Origin of the sequence: Nonlabens sp. MIC269 (assembly GCF_001430865.1) — a bacterium.
Classification (GTDB): Bacteria; Bacteroidota; Bacteroidia; order Flavobacteriales; family Flavobacteriaceae; genus Nonlabens; species Nonlabens tegetincola.
Map to the genome: position 1 here is coordinate 2,316,312 of NZ_CP011373.1, position 14,299 is coordinate 2,330,610.

14 protein-coding genes are annotated in these 14,299 nt (G+C 34.6%); 9 read left to right on the forward strand and 5 right to left on the reverse strand.

Features of this window, described 5'->3' with window-relative positions; all coding sequences use genetic code 11:
• The first annotated feature begins 3 nt into the window (after positions 1 to 3).
• Entirely contained in the window at positions 4 to 612 is a 609-nt protein-coding gene (locus AAT17_RS10475; RefSeq protein ID WP_060524166.1) for a DUF1684 domain-containing protein, read from the forward strand.
• On the opposite strand, the gene AAT17_RS10480 is transcribed toward AAT17_RS10475, so the two are convergent.
• Positions 609 to 1,472 carry a carboxypeptidase-like regulatory domain-containing protein gene (locus AAT17_RS10480; RefSeq protein WP_082586946.1) on the reverse strand — a complete coding sequence of 288 codons (864 nt, stop codon included), beginning with the start codon at positions 1,470 to 1,472 and terminating at the stop codon, positions 609 to 611. The genes AAT17_RS10475 and AAT17_RS10480 overlap by 4 nt on opposite strands.
• A 91-nt stretch (positions 1,473 to 1,563) precedes the next feature.
• Here AAT17_RS10480 and rimO point away from each other — a divergent pair, with 91 nt between their 5' ends.
• On the forward strand, positions 1,564 to 2,868 hold the full coding sequence (gene rimO / locus AAT17_RS10485) for a 30S ribosomal protein S12 methylthiotransferase RimO (protein ID WP_060524170.1): 1,305 nt from the start codon (positions 1,564 to 1,566) through the stop codon (positions 2,866 to 2,868).
• 9 nt (positions 2,869 to 2,877) lie between these two features.
• A complete protein-coding gene (locus AAT17_RS10490; RefSeq protein ID WP_060524172.1) occupies positions 2,878 to 3,375 on the forward strand; it encodes a GNAT family N-acetyltransferase in 498 nt (165 codons plus the stop codon).
• Positions 3,376 to 3,599: 224 nt separating this feature from the next.
• Here AAT17_RS10490 and AAT17_RS10495 read toward each other — a convergent pair whose 3' ends face one another.
• Positions 3,600 to 4,004, reverse strand: coding sequence for a hypothetical protein (locus AAT17_RS10495; RefSeq protein ID WP_060524175.1), 405 nt, complete (start codon positions 4,002 to 4,004; stop codon positions 3,600 to 3,602).
• Between the two features lie 46 nt (positions 4,005 to 4,050).
• Positions 4,051 to 5,547: a hypothetical protein gene (locus AAT17_RS10500; RefSeq protein WP_060524178.1), complete on the reverse strand. Its 1,497-nt coding sequence runs from the start codon at positions 5,545 to 5,547 to the stop codon at positions 4,051 to 4,053.
• Between the two features lie 264 nt (positions 5,548 to 5,811).
• On the opposite strand from AAT17_RS10500, the gene thrS reads away from it, so the two are divergent.
• The 6 genes from thrS (at position 5,812) to AAT17_RS10530 (ending at position 12,456) form a co-directional block, all read left to right on the forward strand.
• Complete coding sequence (thrS, locus tag AAT17_RS10505; protein ID WP_060524180.1) at positions 5,812 to 7,758, forward strand: threonine--tRNA ligase; 1,947 nt, start codon at positions 5,812 to 5,814, stop codon at positions 7,756 to 7,758.
• Positions 7,759 to 7,816: 58 nt separating this feature from the next.
• The gene (gene infC / locus AAT17_RS10510) at positions 7,817 to 8,326 is read left to right on the forward strand and encodes a translation initiation factor IF-3 (protein ID WP_082586947.1); all 510 of its coding nucleotides are present in this window, start codon (positions 7,817 to 7,819) and stop codon (positions 8,324 to 8,326) included.
• A gap of 116 nt (positions 8,327 to 8,442) precedes the next feature.
• Complete coding sequence (locus AAT17_RS10515) at positions 8,443 to 10,044, forward strand: hypothetical protein (RefSeq protein WP_060524182.1); 1,602 nt, start codon at positions 8,443 to 8,445, stop codon at positions 10,042 to 10,044.
• A 126-nt stretch (positions 10,045 to 10,170) separates the two neighbouring features.
• Positions 10,171 to 10,368: a 50S ribosomal protein L35 gene (gene rpmI, locus AAT17_RS10520; RefSeq protein WP_042277675.1), complete on the forward strand. Its 198-nt coding sequence runs from the start codon at positions 10,171 to 10,173 to the stop codon at positions 10,366 to 10,368.
• Positions 10,369 to 10,466: 98 nt separating this feature from the next.
• Positions 10,467 to 10,811 carry a 50S ribosomal protein L20 gene (rplT, locus tag AAT17_RS10525; RefSeq protein ID WP_042277677.1) on the forward strand — a complete coding sequence of 115 codons (345 nt, stop codon included), beginning with the start codon at positions 10,467 to 10,469 and terminating at the stop codon, positions 10,809 to 10,811.
• A gap of 190 nt (positions 10,812 to 11,001) precedes the next feature.
• A complete protein-coding gene (locus AAT17_RS10530; protein WP_082587012.1) occupies positions 11,002 to 12,456 on the forward strand; it encodes a von Willebrand factor type A domain-containing protein in 1,455 nt (484 codons plus the stop codon).
• A gap of 204 nt (positions 12,457 to 12,660) precedes the next feature.
• On the opposite strand, the gene AAT17_RS10535 is transcribed toward AAT17_RS10530, so the two are convergent.
• On the reverse strand, positions 12,661 to 13,311 hold the full coding sequence (locus tag AAT17_RS10535) for an acyloxyacyl hydrolase (RefSeq protein WP_060524186.1): 651 nt from the start codon (positions 13,309 to 13,311) through the stop codon (positions 12,661 to 12,663).
• Complete coding sequence (locus tag AAT17_RS10540) at positions 13,292 to 14,278, reverse strand: DUF6588 family protein (RefSeq protein WP_060524189.1); 987 nt, start codon at positions 14,276 to 14,278, stop codon at positions 13,292 to 13,294. Before AAT17_RS10540 ends, AAT17_RS10535 begins: the two co-directional genes overlap by 20 nt.
• Positions 14,279 to 14,299 lie beyond the last annotated feature (21 nt).

The following is a 14,299-nucleotide window of genomic DNA, read 5'->3' on the forward strand; positions in this document are numbered from 1 at the left end:
CCTATGAAAAACATACTTATATTTATAGGATTCCTATGTCTGTTTTCTCAATCACCTGATTATAGACAACAAACTATTGAATTTAGAAAAAAGCAAAATGCAATTTTTAAATCTGGTGATAAATCACCATTATCACAGGATGATAAAAAGGAATTTGTTGCTTTAAAATACTACCCTTACGACCCGGAATATGTAGTTGAGGCAAATTTCACTCCTGTTGACGACAATTCGACCATTCAAGTAACCACAACAATGAATCAAGTAAGTGATTATGAAAAGTACGGTTATTTAGATTTTAATTTGAAAGGAGAGAGTTATAGGTTGCTAGTCATGTATGGGCCACAGTATCGCAATCATCCTGAATATCACAATTTTTTGTCTCTTTATTTTACTGATCAAACTAATGGTGATGAAACCTATGAGGTTGGAAGGTACTTGGAATTAAGAGCTCCATTAAAGAAAAAGGTTGTTCTCAATTTTAACAATACGTACAATCCTTATTGCGCTTATAGGTATGGATATTCTTGTCCTATTCCGCCTAAAGAAAACCATTTAAACACCAAACTACAGGCAGGAGTGAAAAAGGGGATTTTGAAAAAGAAAAGATTTTAAAAATGATATCCTAGACCAATTGTAAACTCCTCAAATCGTTCTAGGTGCTGGTAATTAATGCATGTATTAAAATGTCGGTTTCCTATATGAAAGTCTTTGGTTAATCGAGTTGAAAAAACGTTGACACTTTTAAAATAATCGAAACTTGTACGATGAGAAATGCCTAAAGCAAGACTGCTTGTAACGGCCGCACCTATACCTATTTCATTAAAATTGCTATAAACATCTTGATAATATAAATGTGAAGCCTTTAAAAATAAACTGATTTTATCTTGTTTAGCTATTGTGTTAAAGATCTCAAAGACCAGTGCTTCTTGGTTGAAACTTATATTTTGTAACGAGTAAAGTTTCATATCAAAACCTATGAAATGATATTTGTTAAATTTTAAATCTCTTCCTAGAGTAAAATTTAGGTATAAGTTGGAATTAAAGCTAGAACCTATACCCAGACTAGTGTTGAGTAAATTAAATAAAGAGTGATTTAGTTTTAATCCATAGGTATTATAGTTTACACCATGGGTAAAACCTATTTGGTCAGGCTCGAGATAACTCGTAAGAATTTGAAGGTCACAGCTCATGGAGCCAATGAGTGTAACATGAATAGATTTTTGATTGAGTACTTTAACCTCTTGACTCTCATAACCTACATAACTAAAAACCAAAACATCGCCATCATTGACCATGATGGAGTAAAATCCATCAAAATTTGTCGTACTATATCTTTCAGTTCCTTTTACAGTTATGATTACACCACCTATCGGGCCATCAGGATCACTTATTACACCGGTGACAGTTCGATTTTGCGCAGTTGTCATACCAGTGAAAATTAGCAATAGAAAAGTGAGAAGAAGATGCTGCATATATTTTTAAAGATAACTAAATAACAACAATTTTATCCTATAATTTACTTTAACAACATATCCATTACTTCATCGTATTTTTGCAGCCGATATGAGAACAAAGTCAAGAAAGAAAAATAGGATTAATGTTGTAACATTAGGATGTTCCAAAAACGTTTACGATAGTGAGGTTTTAATGGGGCAACTTAAAGCGAGTGGAAAGGATGTCGTTCACGAAGAAGAAGGTAATGTAGTGGTAATTAATACTTGCGGTTTTATTGATAATGCCAAAGAAGAATCTGTTAATACCATACTTGATTTTGTTGAGCGTAAAAATCGTGGTGAGGTCGATCAGGTATTTGTCTCTGGATGTTTGTCAGAAAGATATAAACCAGATCTAGAAAAGGAAATACCAGATGTTGATAAATATTTTGGAACAACCGAGCTTCCATCACTTCTCAAAGCACTTGGTGCAGACTATAAACACGAGCTTATAGGAGAGCGACTGACTACTACACCAAAAAACTACGCCTATTTTAAAATTGCCGAAGGTTGCGATAGACCATGTTCTTTTTGTGCTATTCCTTTAATGAGAGGTAAGCATAGAAGTACGCCAATTGAGAATTTGGTAATCGAGGCAGAAAAGCTAGCTGCATCGGGTGTTAAAGAGCTCATTCTAATTGCTCAAGATCTAACTTATTACGGCCTTGATTTATACAAAGAGCGCAAACTGGCAGACCTTTTACGCGCTTTGGTAAAAGTAGATGGTATCGAGTGGATTCGCCTTCATTACGCCTTTCCTACAGGTTTTCCTATGGATGTTCTTGACGTCATGAATCAAGAACCTAAAGTTTGTTTTTATTTAGACATTCCACTTCAACATATTTCTACAAAGCTGTTGAAATCCATGCGTCGTGGTACTACTTATGAGAAGACTAATGCGTTGTTGTCACGCTTTCGCGAAAGCGTACCCAATATGGCAATTAGAACTACTTTAATAGTAGGTTATCCAGGAGAGACAGAAGAGGATTTTCAACTGTTGAAGGATTGGGTAAAAGAACAAAGATTTGAACGACTAGGTTGTTTTACCTATTCTCATGAAGAAAATACACATGCTTATCAATTAGAGGATGATGTACCTGAAGAGGTTAAACAGGAAAGAGCCAATGAAATTATGGAAATTCAATCTCAAATTTCGTGGGAACTTAATCAAGAAAAGATAGGTCAAGTTTTTAAGGTCATGATTGATCGTAAACGAGGTAATTATTTTGTGGGTCGTACCGAGTTTGATAGTCCAGATGTTGATAATGAGGTACTCATTGAGGCTGCAGATCATTATTTGTCTGTAGGTAGTTTTGTCAATGTGAAAATTACGGCTGCTCAAGACTTTGACCTTTATGGAGAGCCTGTGTCTTAAAAATAAATCATGGAACTTAAATTTGTAACAGCTCAATCATCTGACTTTCCAGTTGTGGTCGAGTTGTTACAAATAGCGGCACGCCACCTTAAAGAATCAGGTGTTGATCAATGGAGCTATTGGTTACAACCACCAGAGGATAAACTTCAATGGGTGCAACAAGGAGTAGATGCTGCCGAGTTTACCTTAGTTTATTCTAATTCAATTCTAGTAGGGATGTACCGATTAATGAAGGAGGACATTCCTTATTGGGGAAAACAAGATATCGCCGCATTCTATATTCATTCGTTGGTGATTCATCCAGATTATACGGGAAATCGTATAGGTGTTAAACTGATGAAAGCTATAGAAAAAAAGGCTGCTAGTCATAGAATAGGTATACTTAGGTTGGATTGTCTAGCAAACAATGAAAAATTATGTTCTTATTATAAAGGTATGGGATTTAAGCCAGTAGGAACAGTCCACATGCCGCACTCTACCAATCAATTATTTGAAAAACACCTTTAATTCCCTTTACAATAAAAATCATGGACATTTTCCTGTTCACAATATTTTAAACGGTTAAGAACTTTAGAGCCGATTGTTTTATTTTGAGCAAAGAATTTAATTAATCTGAAAATTGAAGTCTCATTGAATTTCATAATGTTTTTGTTTTTAAAATACATTACAAATTTCTATTATGATCTACCTTAGATATAGGTTATTATTTCCTGATTTCAGGTATAAAAGTCCTATGATTTGATTTCAAGACTGTAGTATTTGCTTGTAGTATCTGTACACAATCCATCACCTTCATACGATTCGTCCCAAAACTCAGGTTCTACATATAGTTCAACCTCAATAGAATAGCGTCCAGGTTGTGATGGAGTGCCAAAAAGGACCAACTCTCTTCCGTAAACTTCGTAATCCATTCCAGCAGGTAAATGATGAACAGTAAAATAGTAGTAATAGCCGTTGTCGTTAGGGTTATTATCAATTTCGGCATTCAAACTGTCTTCGTAATATGAATCTACAATGCCTGTTGAAAGTTTTGTGTCATTTAGTTGCGGTTTTGCACCCCAAATGTCGCAATCGTTTATGATGTTACACGAGGCTGTAGTAATAGCTAAAATTAAAATTAACAGCAGCTTTTTCATATTCTTATTTGATATCGTGAAATGACATCAAATTTTAGACCAAACTCTAATAAATACTACCGTCTGGATTTACTAATTCACCAGAATTATTTTTCAAAATAAGAATGGAATTTTTTAATTGCCATTTAATAGGCTGGCCTTTAATGTTTATAGAACCAGAATGCGAATTTTTTGTAATACCTTTTTCTAGTGATAAGATTACCTTACCCAATGAGTTATAAATGTCGGTTCGGTTTTTATAACTGCGATAAAAGCTTTGTTCGCCATTAATGATCAGTGTGCCTTCAGAAAGTGCTATTTTATTTTCATCTACTTTTTGAGTTACAACCTCATCTTTATTTTCTACAACTAGTTCTTGTAGTTTTTCTAGACCAACCATTCTTTCTTCATAGCTTTTGTCAATTTCCATAAGGGCTTGCTCGCTTAGGTCTCTTTCTCGTTGAATTCTTTCTAACTCTTTTTTAAGTTCTTGTTCTTTTAATTTGTTTTGTATGGCTAGTGCTTTTCTTTTTTCTTCTTCAATTAATGCTAGTTTTTCTTCTTGAGTAAGTTTAAGCTGGGCAATTTGGTCTCTTTGAATTGCGGCACTGTCTTGCTTTATTTGAACCAGTTCTCTACGCATTTCTTCTTCTTTTTGTAACCTTTCTTTTTCGGTTCTGAAAGCTTCTTTTCTACTTTCTTTAATAGAGGCAATTGTTTCTTTAGTTTCTTTAATCTTTTGATCTCTTAATTCGCTTTGTCGTTGTAGTTTTTCTCTTTCCTTTCTTATAGAATCCAATCTTCTTTGCTCGATTAAGTTTTTATTTTTTATTGCCTCAATTTGCTGTTTGAGAAGTTCTTTATCGTTATTGATTTTATCTAATCTTGCTGCTTCCAGTTCTTTTTTACGTTCTAGTTTTTCGGTTTCGACCTTTTTAAGGCGGTTCAATTTTTTTGCAGCAGCAATTGAATCTAATTCGTTCTTTTTAATTCTTTGCTCTTGTAAACGCTCTTGCATTTCCTCTTGCCTTTTAAGGATAGCTGCTTTCTTTTTCTCTCTTGCAATACTTGCTCGGTCTCGTGCTGCTTGTTGTTTAAGTTCTTGTTTAGTTCTTATACTTGTTGACTCAGTAGATGTAGGGTTTAAAGCTGTTGAGGTGTTTTGGTCTATTTGGGTAGTAGGTTCTTTTATTGGTGGATTGCAAGTTCCTGCAGTTAACAACTCATCCTTTTTACTGTCTATCTTAATACATATGTCTGCTATACCGTTTTGACTTGATAAATTGAATGATTTTTCATTATTCAATTTATCACTAAAATATAGGCCTAGTTCAGTAGTTGTTCCACTTGTACGCTTGTAGGATGTGATTCTTGTAGAGATATTGTGTTCTTTCTTAAGTTTTTTGATTAACTCAAATAAGGTTACACGATCGGTACTTTTATCTATTTTATAGATTAATTCAGAAACGTTTTTTGATTCATTGCTCGCAGAATAAAGGTTGCAATGAAATAAGAAACATGATAAAAAAAGTGCCCACTTACATTTCCCTAATAATGCTTTCATGAGAGGTTGATTATAAGTGGTTAAAGTTACATAAAAAATGACAGGCTTTCCAATAGCTAATTTGTTGTAGTTGAGAAAGTTTGTCTAATAAAAATGACTTTTATCTAATAGATTTAAATCTCCGGAGTTATAAATGGTTGTTCATAAACTTTCAAATCAATAATAATCTGTTTTTCCAACTTCTTAATTAACCATAAGTTTAATCCATGTATGCTTTGTTAATAGGCTTAAAAGATTACTTTTGTTTATTCATATTTTGTACTTATGATTAATATTACATTACCAGACGGTAGTATCAAACAAATGGAGAGCGGCTCAACACCTATGGATGTCGCAATGAGTATTTCTCAAGGATTAGCGCGCAATGTTATTAGTGCTAGCTACAATGGGAAAAAAGTAGAAACAAAAACACAGCTTACCGAAGATGGAAATCTAATTCTTTACACATTTAAAGATAAGGAAGGTAAAGAAGCCTTTTGGCATTCAACCTCACATGTTATGGCTCAGGCTATTGAAGAACTGTTTCCTGGAGTGAGTTTGACAATAGGACCAGCTATAGATAATGGATTTTACTACGATATAGACTTTAAAGAGCACAGTATTTCTGAAAGTGATATTCCAAAAATTGAGGCCAAAATGTTGGAAATCGCTCGAGGTAAACATGAGTTTGAAATGCGCAGTGTTTCAAAAGAAGATGCGCTAGATTTCTACAAAAAACAAAATAACGAGTATAAGGTAGAACTTATAGAGAACCTTGAGGATGGGACGATTACCTTTTGTGATCACGATTCATTTACTGATTTGTGTCGCGGTGGTCACATTCCTAATACAGGAATAATTAAAGCTGTAAAAGTAATGTCTATTGCTGGTGCTTACTGGCGTGGTGATGAAAATAATACACAGCTTACTAGAGTTTATGGTATTTCTTTTCCTAAACAAAAGGACCTTAAAGAATATCTAGAATTACTTGAAGAAGCAAAAAAACGCGACCATAGAAAATTAGGTAAGGAATTACAGTTATTTACTTTCTCACAGCGAGTAGGTCAAGGTCTTCCTTTATGGTTGCCAAAAGGTGCTGCATTACGTGAGCGATTAGAGAACTTCCTAAAAGCAGCTCAAAAGAAAGCTGGTTATGAAATGGTGGTAAGTCCTCATATAGGCTCAAAAGAATTATACGTAACGTCAGGACATTATGCTAAATATGGTGAAGATAGTTTTCAACCTATTACTACACCAGCTGATGATGAAGAGTTTCTTCTTAAACCGATGAACTGCCCTCATCATTGTGAGATTTATAAAAGTACACAATGGTCATACCGAGATTTACCAAAACGCTTTGCTGAGTTTGGGACTGTTTATCGTTATGAGCAAAGTGGTGAGCTACATGGTCTTACTCGAGTACGTGGATTTACTCAAGATGACGCTCACATCTTTTGTATGCCAGAACAACTAGATGAAGAATTTAAAGCAGTTATAGATTTAGTATTATACGTTTTTGGTTCATTAGGATTTGAAAATTTCACCGCGCAAGTGAGTGTAAGAGATCCACAAAAACCCGAAAAATATATAGGCGACGTTAATAACTGGGAAATTGCAGAAAACGCGATCATCAGCGCGGCAAGAGATAAAGGTTTAGATTATGTCATTGAAGAAGGTGAAGCTGCTTTCTATGGTCCTAAACTTGATTTTATGGTAAAAGATGCTCTAGGTCGTAGCTGGCAGTTAGGAACTATACAAGTTGATTACAATTTGCCAGAAAGATTTGATCTGTCTTATAAAGGAGCTGACAATGAGTCACATCGACCAGTGATGATCCACCGTGCGCCGTTTGGATCAATGGAACGCTTTATCGCAATTTTACTAGAGCACACAGGTGGTAACTTCCCATTATGGCTCATGCCAGAGCAATGTACTATACTGTCTCTCAGTGAGAAATATGAAAATTATGCAAAAAAGGTAGCAGATTCTCTAGGAAATTACGAAATTCGCACTATAGTTGATAACCGTGCAGAGACCATGGGTAAAAAAATCCGTGAGGCCGAAATGAATAAAATCCCTTATATGATCATTGTTGGGGAACAAGAAGAAAAGAATGGCACTATTTCTGTACGTAAACATGGTGGAGACGATTTAGGTAGTATGGATGTTTCCGCTTTCGCGAAAGCGATACAAGAAGAAATCGATGCTACCATGAAAAAATTTGAAGTTTAATTAAAATTATATAGCCATAGCAATACGTAGACGCAGAAGCCGCGGACCGGCTCGAATTATTAAAGAAGATAAGCACGCAATTAATGAGAAAATTCGTGCAAGAAAAGTTAGATTAGTAGGTCAAGGTGAACCTAGAGTAATGGACACCCGTGACGCATTGAAAGAAGCGCGCGAGCAAGAACTAGATCTTGTTGAGATTTCTCCTAACGCAGAACCGCCAGTAGTTAAAATTCTTGACTACAAGAAATTTGTTTATGAACAAAAGAAGCGTGAAAAAGCCATGAAGGCAAACGCAAGTAAGGTGGTTATTAAGGAAATACGTTTCGGTCCTAATACAGATGATCACGATTATGAGTTCAAGAAAAAACACGCCGAGAAGTTTTTGAAAGAAGGAGCTAAATTAAAGGCCTATGTTTTCTTTAAAGGACGTTCTATAATCTATAAAGATCAAGGTGAAATATTGTTGCTTAGACTTGCTCAAGATCTTGAAGATCTAGGTAAAGTAGAACAAATGCCTAAAATGGAAGGTAAGCGTATGAATATGTTTATCGCGCCTAAGAAAAAATAAGGTTAAATACTATTTGAACTAAAAGAGCAAAGTCGAAAGGTTTTGCTCTTTTTTTTAACTATCTATTTATCAAATTATCTGGCTTTAAAAAGCTATTTTTGAGAAAATCATACTCTATGTTAAACAAGTTGCAGTTTTCCTCTGTATTATTGATTATTACCTCCTTGTTAATCTCTGACCTTAGCATAGGGCAAAGCTATGACACTACAAATTTTAATTCACCTACTGGAAGACAGGTCATTAATACAGGTGGCAATGATGAGGAAGGAAGGCGTGTTTTAAAAAGATCAGACGGGACTATTTTATTTGGTGTAAAGACAAGTCCATTTGTTGGTGATTTACGATATGAGATTTATTGTTTAAATCAAGATGGTACAAGATGTAACAACTTTGGAACTAATGGATATGTAGACAACTTAGGTCTACCAGTAGTTGTAAGAAGTATACGGGATTTTTCATTAGAGCCGGGTAGTGATAAGATTATTTTAGCCGTTGGCTTACAATTTGAAAGTAGACCTGCGTTAATACGGTTAAATGCAGATGGTTCATTTGATACTACTTTTGGAAGTAATGGTTCGACCGTACTTCCATGGCCTTCTAATGCTAGTATGAATGCTGGAGGTTTTTATACTGTATTATGTTTGACTAATAATTCAGGATATATTTTGTCTTACTCGTACACACCAGTTGGAGGTGATTCGAATCAAGTTTATTACAAATTAGATAGTAGCGGCATTTTAGATACCAATTTTGGAAACAATGGGTTATTGGAATTAATCAGTAATACAACGGATTTTTATTCTAGAGCCATCGTACAAGATAGTCCAACATCTTTTTTGGTCACTTTAGAAGAATATGATTCCAATAATCAAGTCGCTAATAGTTTCGTACAGAAATATGATTTTTCAGGGAATCTTGTCACTGCTTTTGGAAATAATGGTAATGTTAGTTTAGTAAGTGCAGTTTTGGGAACTTCTATGGATGTTAGTAGTACTGGGAAAATTGTCGTCTATGGCACTTATCCGCCAACATTCTCAAGCTCCGGTAAACAAGAACTTAATATTGCCGTTTTAAATACTGATGGTAGCATTGATACAAGTTTTTCCAATAATTCCAACGGTGTTAATAATTATGAATTTGTTACAGGAGATGATCACATTGCTAATGATGTTATTTTTCAACCTAATGGTAAACTCATTGTCATGTATAGAGCCTCTCCTAACTTTGCAGGTTACAATAGTTTACTGTTTAGGTTAAATACTGACGGTTCTGTTGATACGACTTTTAGTGGAACTCCGGGATCGCCACCTAATAACTTTAGTCTTAATGCAAGTTCTAGTATATCAGAATTTTTTGATATGAAATTAGTAGATGATGGTAGTTTATTCGCTACTGGATTTGGTAATAGTTTCGCACCTACTTTCTTTGATGCTTGGTTAGTTAAGGTACTCATTCCGGGAGCAGCATTGAATACTCAAGATGAAGAATCTATAAATATGGAAGTCTTCCCTGTTCCCGCAAAAGATGAATTAACTATTCAATCAGATCAAGCAATAGACCAAGTTATCTTCTATGACATGATGGGAAGAGAATTAGGAAAATTTAAACCTGAGAATGATATCATAAGAATAGATAAATTGGGTGTAAAAAATTCAATGGTCATGGCTCACATATATAGCGATGGTTCTATAATTAGTAAAAAGATACTAATCGAATAGTTTTTACACCAATTCTGGAATGTGAATTAAATTAAAAATATTACTTTTGCAGTCCTCAAATTAGAAGACTGTTTTTTTATTCAGTTTTTTTAATTGAGTATATGCGAGAAATTAAAAAAGGAAATTATGCCTAAAATGAAAACTAAATCTAGTGCAAAGAAGCGTTTTAAGCTTACTGGTACTGGAAAGATCAAAAGAAAGCACGCTTTTAAAAGTCACATTCTGACAAAGAAAAGCAAGAAAAGAAAGTTAGCTCTTACTCACGATACACTTGTGCACAAGAGTGATGAAAACAATATCAAGTTACAACTTAATCTTAAGTAAGCTGTAAACCTTGATGGTTTATTAATTAATAAAAACCCAATAGTTAGGCTTTTAAAAGTGCTGTTCAAACAGTCGCCTACTATTAAAAAATTAAAATTATGCCTAGATCAGTAAATGCTGTAGCTCGTAGAGCTCGTAGAAAAAAAGTCCTTAAGCAGGCAAAAGGTTACTTCGGACGTCGTAAAAACGTTTGGACAGTAGCAAAGAATGCGGTTGAGAAAGCAATGTCTTATTCTTACCGTGATAGAAGAAATAAAAAGAGAACTTTCCGTCGTTTATGGATCACTCGTATCAATGCAGGTGCTCGTTTACATGGAATGAGTTATTCTCAATTTATGGGTGCTGTAAAGAAAAACGATATAGAACTTAATCGTAAAGTTCTTGCAGACCTAGCAATGAATAATCCAGAGGCTTTTAAAGCTATCGTGGAAAAAGTAAAATAAGGTGTAACCACCTCTCGCATCAATTTAAATCCCGATCTGATATCAGATCGGGATTTTTTTTATCGCGCGTTTTAATTTATTTGTCCTAGCGTTTTTGTGAAGATCCTTATTTATGTTCCTTTCTTCATAAATGATACACTCTTTTACGCAACCTTTTAAGGAAATGTGTATCTATTCTAAAAACGCAACCATGAAAAAATTACTATCACTTTTAATTATTACACTATTTTTTGTGACTTCTTGTGAGGATCAAGGGATGTTTTACAATGACTCGTCATACCCAGAACCATTTTCAGGCGATCAGTATAATGAAGTTACAGAAAATCCTTTTCTTGACGTTACTGAATTTCCGGTTTCTACATTCTCAATAGATGCCGACGGTGGATCTTATTCTAATGTAAGGCGCTTTTTACAACAGGAAGCGGTTTTGCCACCTGTTAATGCTGTGCGCACTGAAGAAATCATTAATTATTTTGATATGAATTATGATGATGATTTTTCAACTAGTCCGATAACTATAAATGGAGAGATTACAAGCTGTCCATGGACAAATGGACATAAGCTTGCTAGAATAGGTATAAAAGGAAAGGATATTGATCTTACAACCGTTGCAGGTAGTAATTATGTTTTTTTAATTGATGTCTCAGGAAGTATGTCTTCGCCTGATAAACTTGGTTTGCTTAAATCTGGGTTTAAATTTTTGGTGGATGAACTCAATGATGATGATATTGTTTCAATTGTTACTTATGCTGGTGCAGATAGGGTGGTTTTAGATGGCGCTCCAGGAAGTGATAAAATAAGAATAAAACAAGCTATTGATGATTTAGGTTTTGGTGGTGGAACTGCAGGTGCAAGAGGTATCGTAACGGCTTATGAAATAGCTCAATCTTACTTCATAAATAATGGAAATAATAGAGTGATTCTAGGTACCGATGGTGATTTTAATATTGGAGTATCTGATCAAGAAGGTCTTATTGAACTTATAGAGGATAAAAAAGAATCAGGTGTCTTTCTAACAGCTTTAGGTGTAGGTAGAGGAAATTTAAATGAAGGAACCTTAGAACAATTGGCTAATAAAGGAAATGGGACCTATGAATATATTGACAAAACAGAACAGTTGCTGAAAGTTTTTGTTCACGAACGAAATAAATTTTTTACCGCTGCTCAGGATGTAAAAATTCAAGTAGAATTTTCTCCAACTGAAGTGCAAAGTTATCGACTTATTGGATATGCAAACAGGTTGCTACAAGATGATCAGTTTGAGGATGACGAGGAAGATGCTGGGGAAATAGGTCGCGGGCAATCCATTACCGCCTTTTATGAGATTGTACCTGCATCAACAGCAGGAAGTGCTAATCAACCTAGTCTCAAGGTTAATCTAAGATATAAAGAGCCAGTTAACTCAACCAGCAATTTACTAGTGGAAGAACTATTAGATGCTAATCTTGATTTTAATGCGAGCTCATCACAGCAAAAATTAGGTGCTGCTGCAGCTAGTTTTGGAATGAATCTTAGAAACTCTAGCTATAAAGGCAGTTTCAATTACGGTGATATTGAACAGGTTTTACAGTCGGTACAATTGAGTGATCCGCATGGATATATTCAAGAGTTTAAAGAGCTTGTTCAACTTGCTGATAGACTTTAATGGTAAAGAATTTATATTAGGTTATCAATGAAAAAGGGATGCAAGCACAGCATCCCTTTTTTTGTAAAATAATTACTACTTATTTGTATTCTTAGATAATGTAAAATTATAGGATAGAGTAGGATAGAAGTGCTAATTAAACAGTAATCTCGTAATAAAGTTGTGTGAATTTTTAAGAGTTTAATAAGTTAACTAAACTTATTTCTAGAACAAATAAGCATAACTTATTTGAAATCCTGAACTGTTGTGACCGCTATTGGGAAATTTTAAACCTGCATTTGAGGTATGTCTTAAGCTATAGGTTATTATAAATTCATGCTCATCTACTTGATATTGTGTTCCAATACTCAAAACATCTGAAAAAGAAAAACCTCGTTTCAGTCTTTCGGTAGTTTGTGTGCCATACATAGGACCTATACGAATTTGAATAAATGGTTTTATTTCAAAATCCCAGTTGTAAACTGTTTTCAGTCCTGCATGTGCTACGTATTCGTTAAATGATCTTGCCTGTGTGAATCGATCACGTCTTTCTTGAAAGTTTTCTTGATCTGGTGTAATAAAATAAAAATTAAGCAATTGATGATCTACCTGATATAGTGCCGTCTCAATTGAGGTGTGAAAGGTCCATTTGCCACTTTGCCATTGCTGCCATTCATAAAATATGTGAGCCGACTTTGTTTCATAAATATAATCGTTGCTCGTTCCAGGAAAAGATTGCTGTGTGTGCCAGCCATATCCGATACCGATTTTCCTGTTTCTAGCCGATTTTTCTGATGAAGTTTCTTGTGCTTGAACCGATATACTTACTATTGAAATAAGTAAGAAAATGAAACTATTAATTAATCTTGTAAACACCACCTAAACTTAAATTAGCATAATGAGCCACACTTAATTGAGATGTGACACTCCATTTATTCCAGTTGTAAGTGGCACCTAGATCAAATCGATAAGACTGTTTAGTTTCACCAAGAGCTACGAGGACCTCGTTAAATAAGTTCAGAAACGTACCTTCACTTCCTGTAAGTCGATAATCAATCCAACTATTTGTATAACCTACACCACTAGAAAATGTCCAATTATTATATTCCTTACTTGCAATTAATTGGACAATAACAGCATGTGAGTCAATTAAAGCACCATCAATGGTTGTAAGCGCTGTTCCTTGATTTGATTCTATAGTATAAGGGTCAAATATTAAATTAAAATCAAAAAGAGAATAATTGGCTAGAACTGCTAGCTCAAAATCACGATGTGAACCAAAGAAATATTGGCTTAGATTATGTTTAAGCCCAATACCGTATAAACTAAAATTAGATTTATCCAAGGTGATTTTTGGCGCAAATCTTACAAGCAATTCAGTTTCGGCCCATAAGCCTACGTTAGCTTGTAAAAATGGATGTCCTAGTACTTCAGATGATATGCCTTCAAAAACTTGAAGTTCATACTCTTCACCTTCCACGGTAAAATCGAAAAACGTTCGTTGTTCTGGACCTAAGGCTGTTGGTATTTTAGCTTCTTCGCCTCCTCGTATTCTCAAATTGTTGAATTGATCGTTATTTACTGTGAAGAATTGTTTTTTCTCAGGAGCAACTAGCGCATTAGCATGTAAGCCTATGCTCGTCTTAAATTTGGGTAGTGCTTTAGCACTGTAATACCAAGCTGCTCCTGCTTGAGTAACACTGGCTTCGGCTGCTGGTTCAATATACCCATCCAGATAGACAAGTAAATCTTCTAAAACAACTTCAATATCATTTTGAGCTCGTAGTGTTTCCGCTTTCGCGAAAGCGAGAAAAACAATAACTAACGGGACATATTTTTTCATAGATTGATTTTTAAGGAATTA

Excerpts from the sequence above, each read along its gene's own strand:
- AAT17_RS10530 (WP_082587012.1), top strand. The coding sequence starts at position 11,002 with ATGAAAAAATTACTATCACTTTTAATTATTACACTATTTTTTGTGACT.
- AAT17_RS10500 (WP_060524178.1), bottom strand. The coding sequence starts at position 5,547 with ATGAAAGCATTATTAGGGAAATGTAAGTGGGCACTTTTTTTATCATGT.
- AAT17_RS10475 (WP_060524166.1), top strand. The coding sequence starts at position 4 with ATGAAAAACATACTTATATTTATAGGATTCCTATGTCTGTTTTCTCAA.
- AAT17_RS10495 (WP_060524175.1), bottom strand. The coding sequence starts at position 4,004 with ATGAAAAAGCTGCTGTTAATTTTAATTTTAGCTATTACTACAGCCTCG.
- AAT17_RS10540 (WP_060524189.1), bottom strand. The coding sequence starts at position 14,278 with ATGAAAAAATATGTCCCGTTAGTTATTGTTTTTCTCGCTTTCGCGAAA.
- AAT17_RS10515 (WP_060524182.1), top strand. The coding sequence starts at position 8,443 with ATGTTAAACAAGTTGCAGTTTTCCTCTGTATTATTGATTATTACCTCC.
- AAT17_RS10480 (WP_082586946.1), bottom strand. The coding sequence starts at position 1,472 with ATGCAGCATCTTCTTCTCACTTTTCTATTGCTAATTTTCACTGGTATG.
- rplT (WP_042277677.1), top strand. The coding sequence starts at position 10,467 with ATGCCTAGATCAGTAAATGCTGTAGCTCGTAGAGCTCGTAGAAAAAAA.
- rimO (WP_060524170.1), top strand. The coding sequence starts at position 1,564 with ATGAGAACAAAGTCAAGAAAGAAAAATAGGATTAATGTTGTAACATTA.
- AAT17_RS10490 (WP_060524172.1), top strand. The coding sequence starts at position 2,878 with ATGGAACTTAAATTTGTAACAGCTCAATCATCTGACTTTCCAGTTGTG.
- rpmI (WP_042277675.1), top strand. The coding sequence starts at position 10,171 with ATGCCTAAAATGAAAACTAAATCTAGTGCAAAGAAGCGTTTTAAGCTT.
- thrS (WP_060524180.1), top strand. The coding sequence starts at position 5,812 with ATGATTAATATTACATTACCAGACGGTAGTATCAAACAAATGGAGAGC.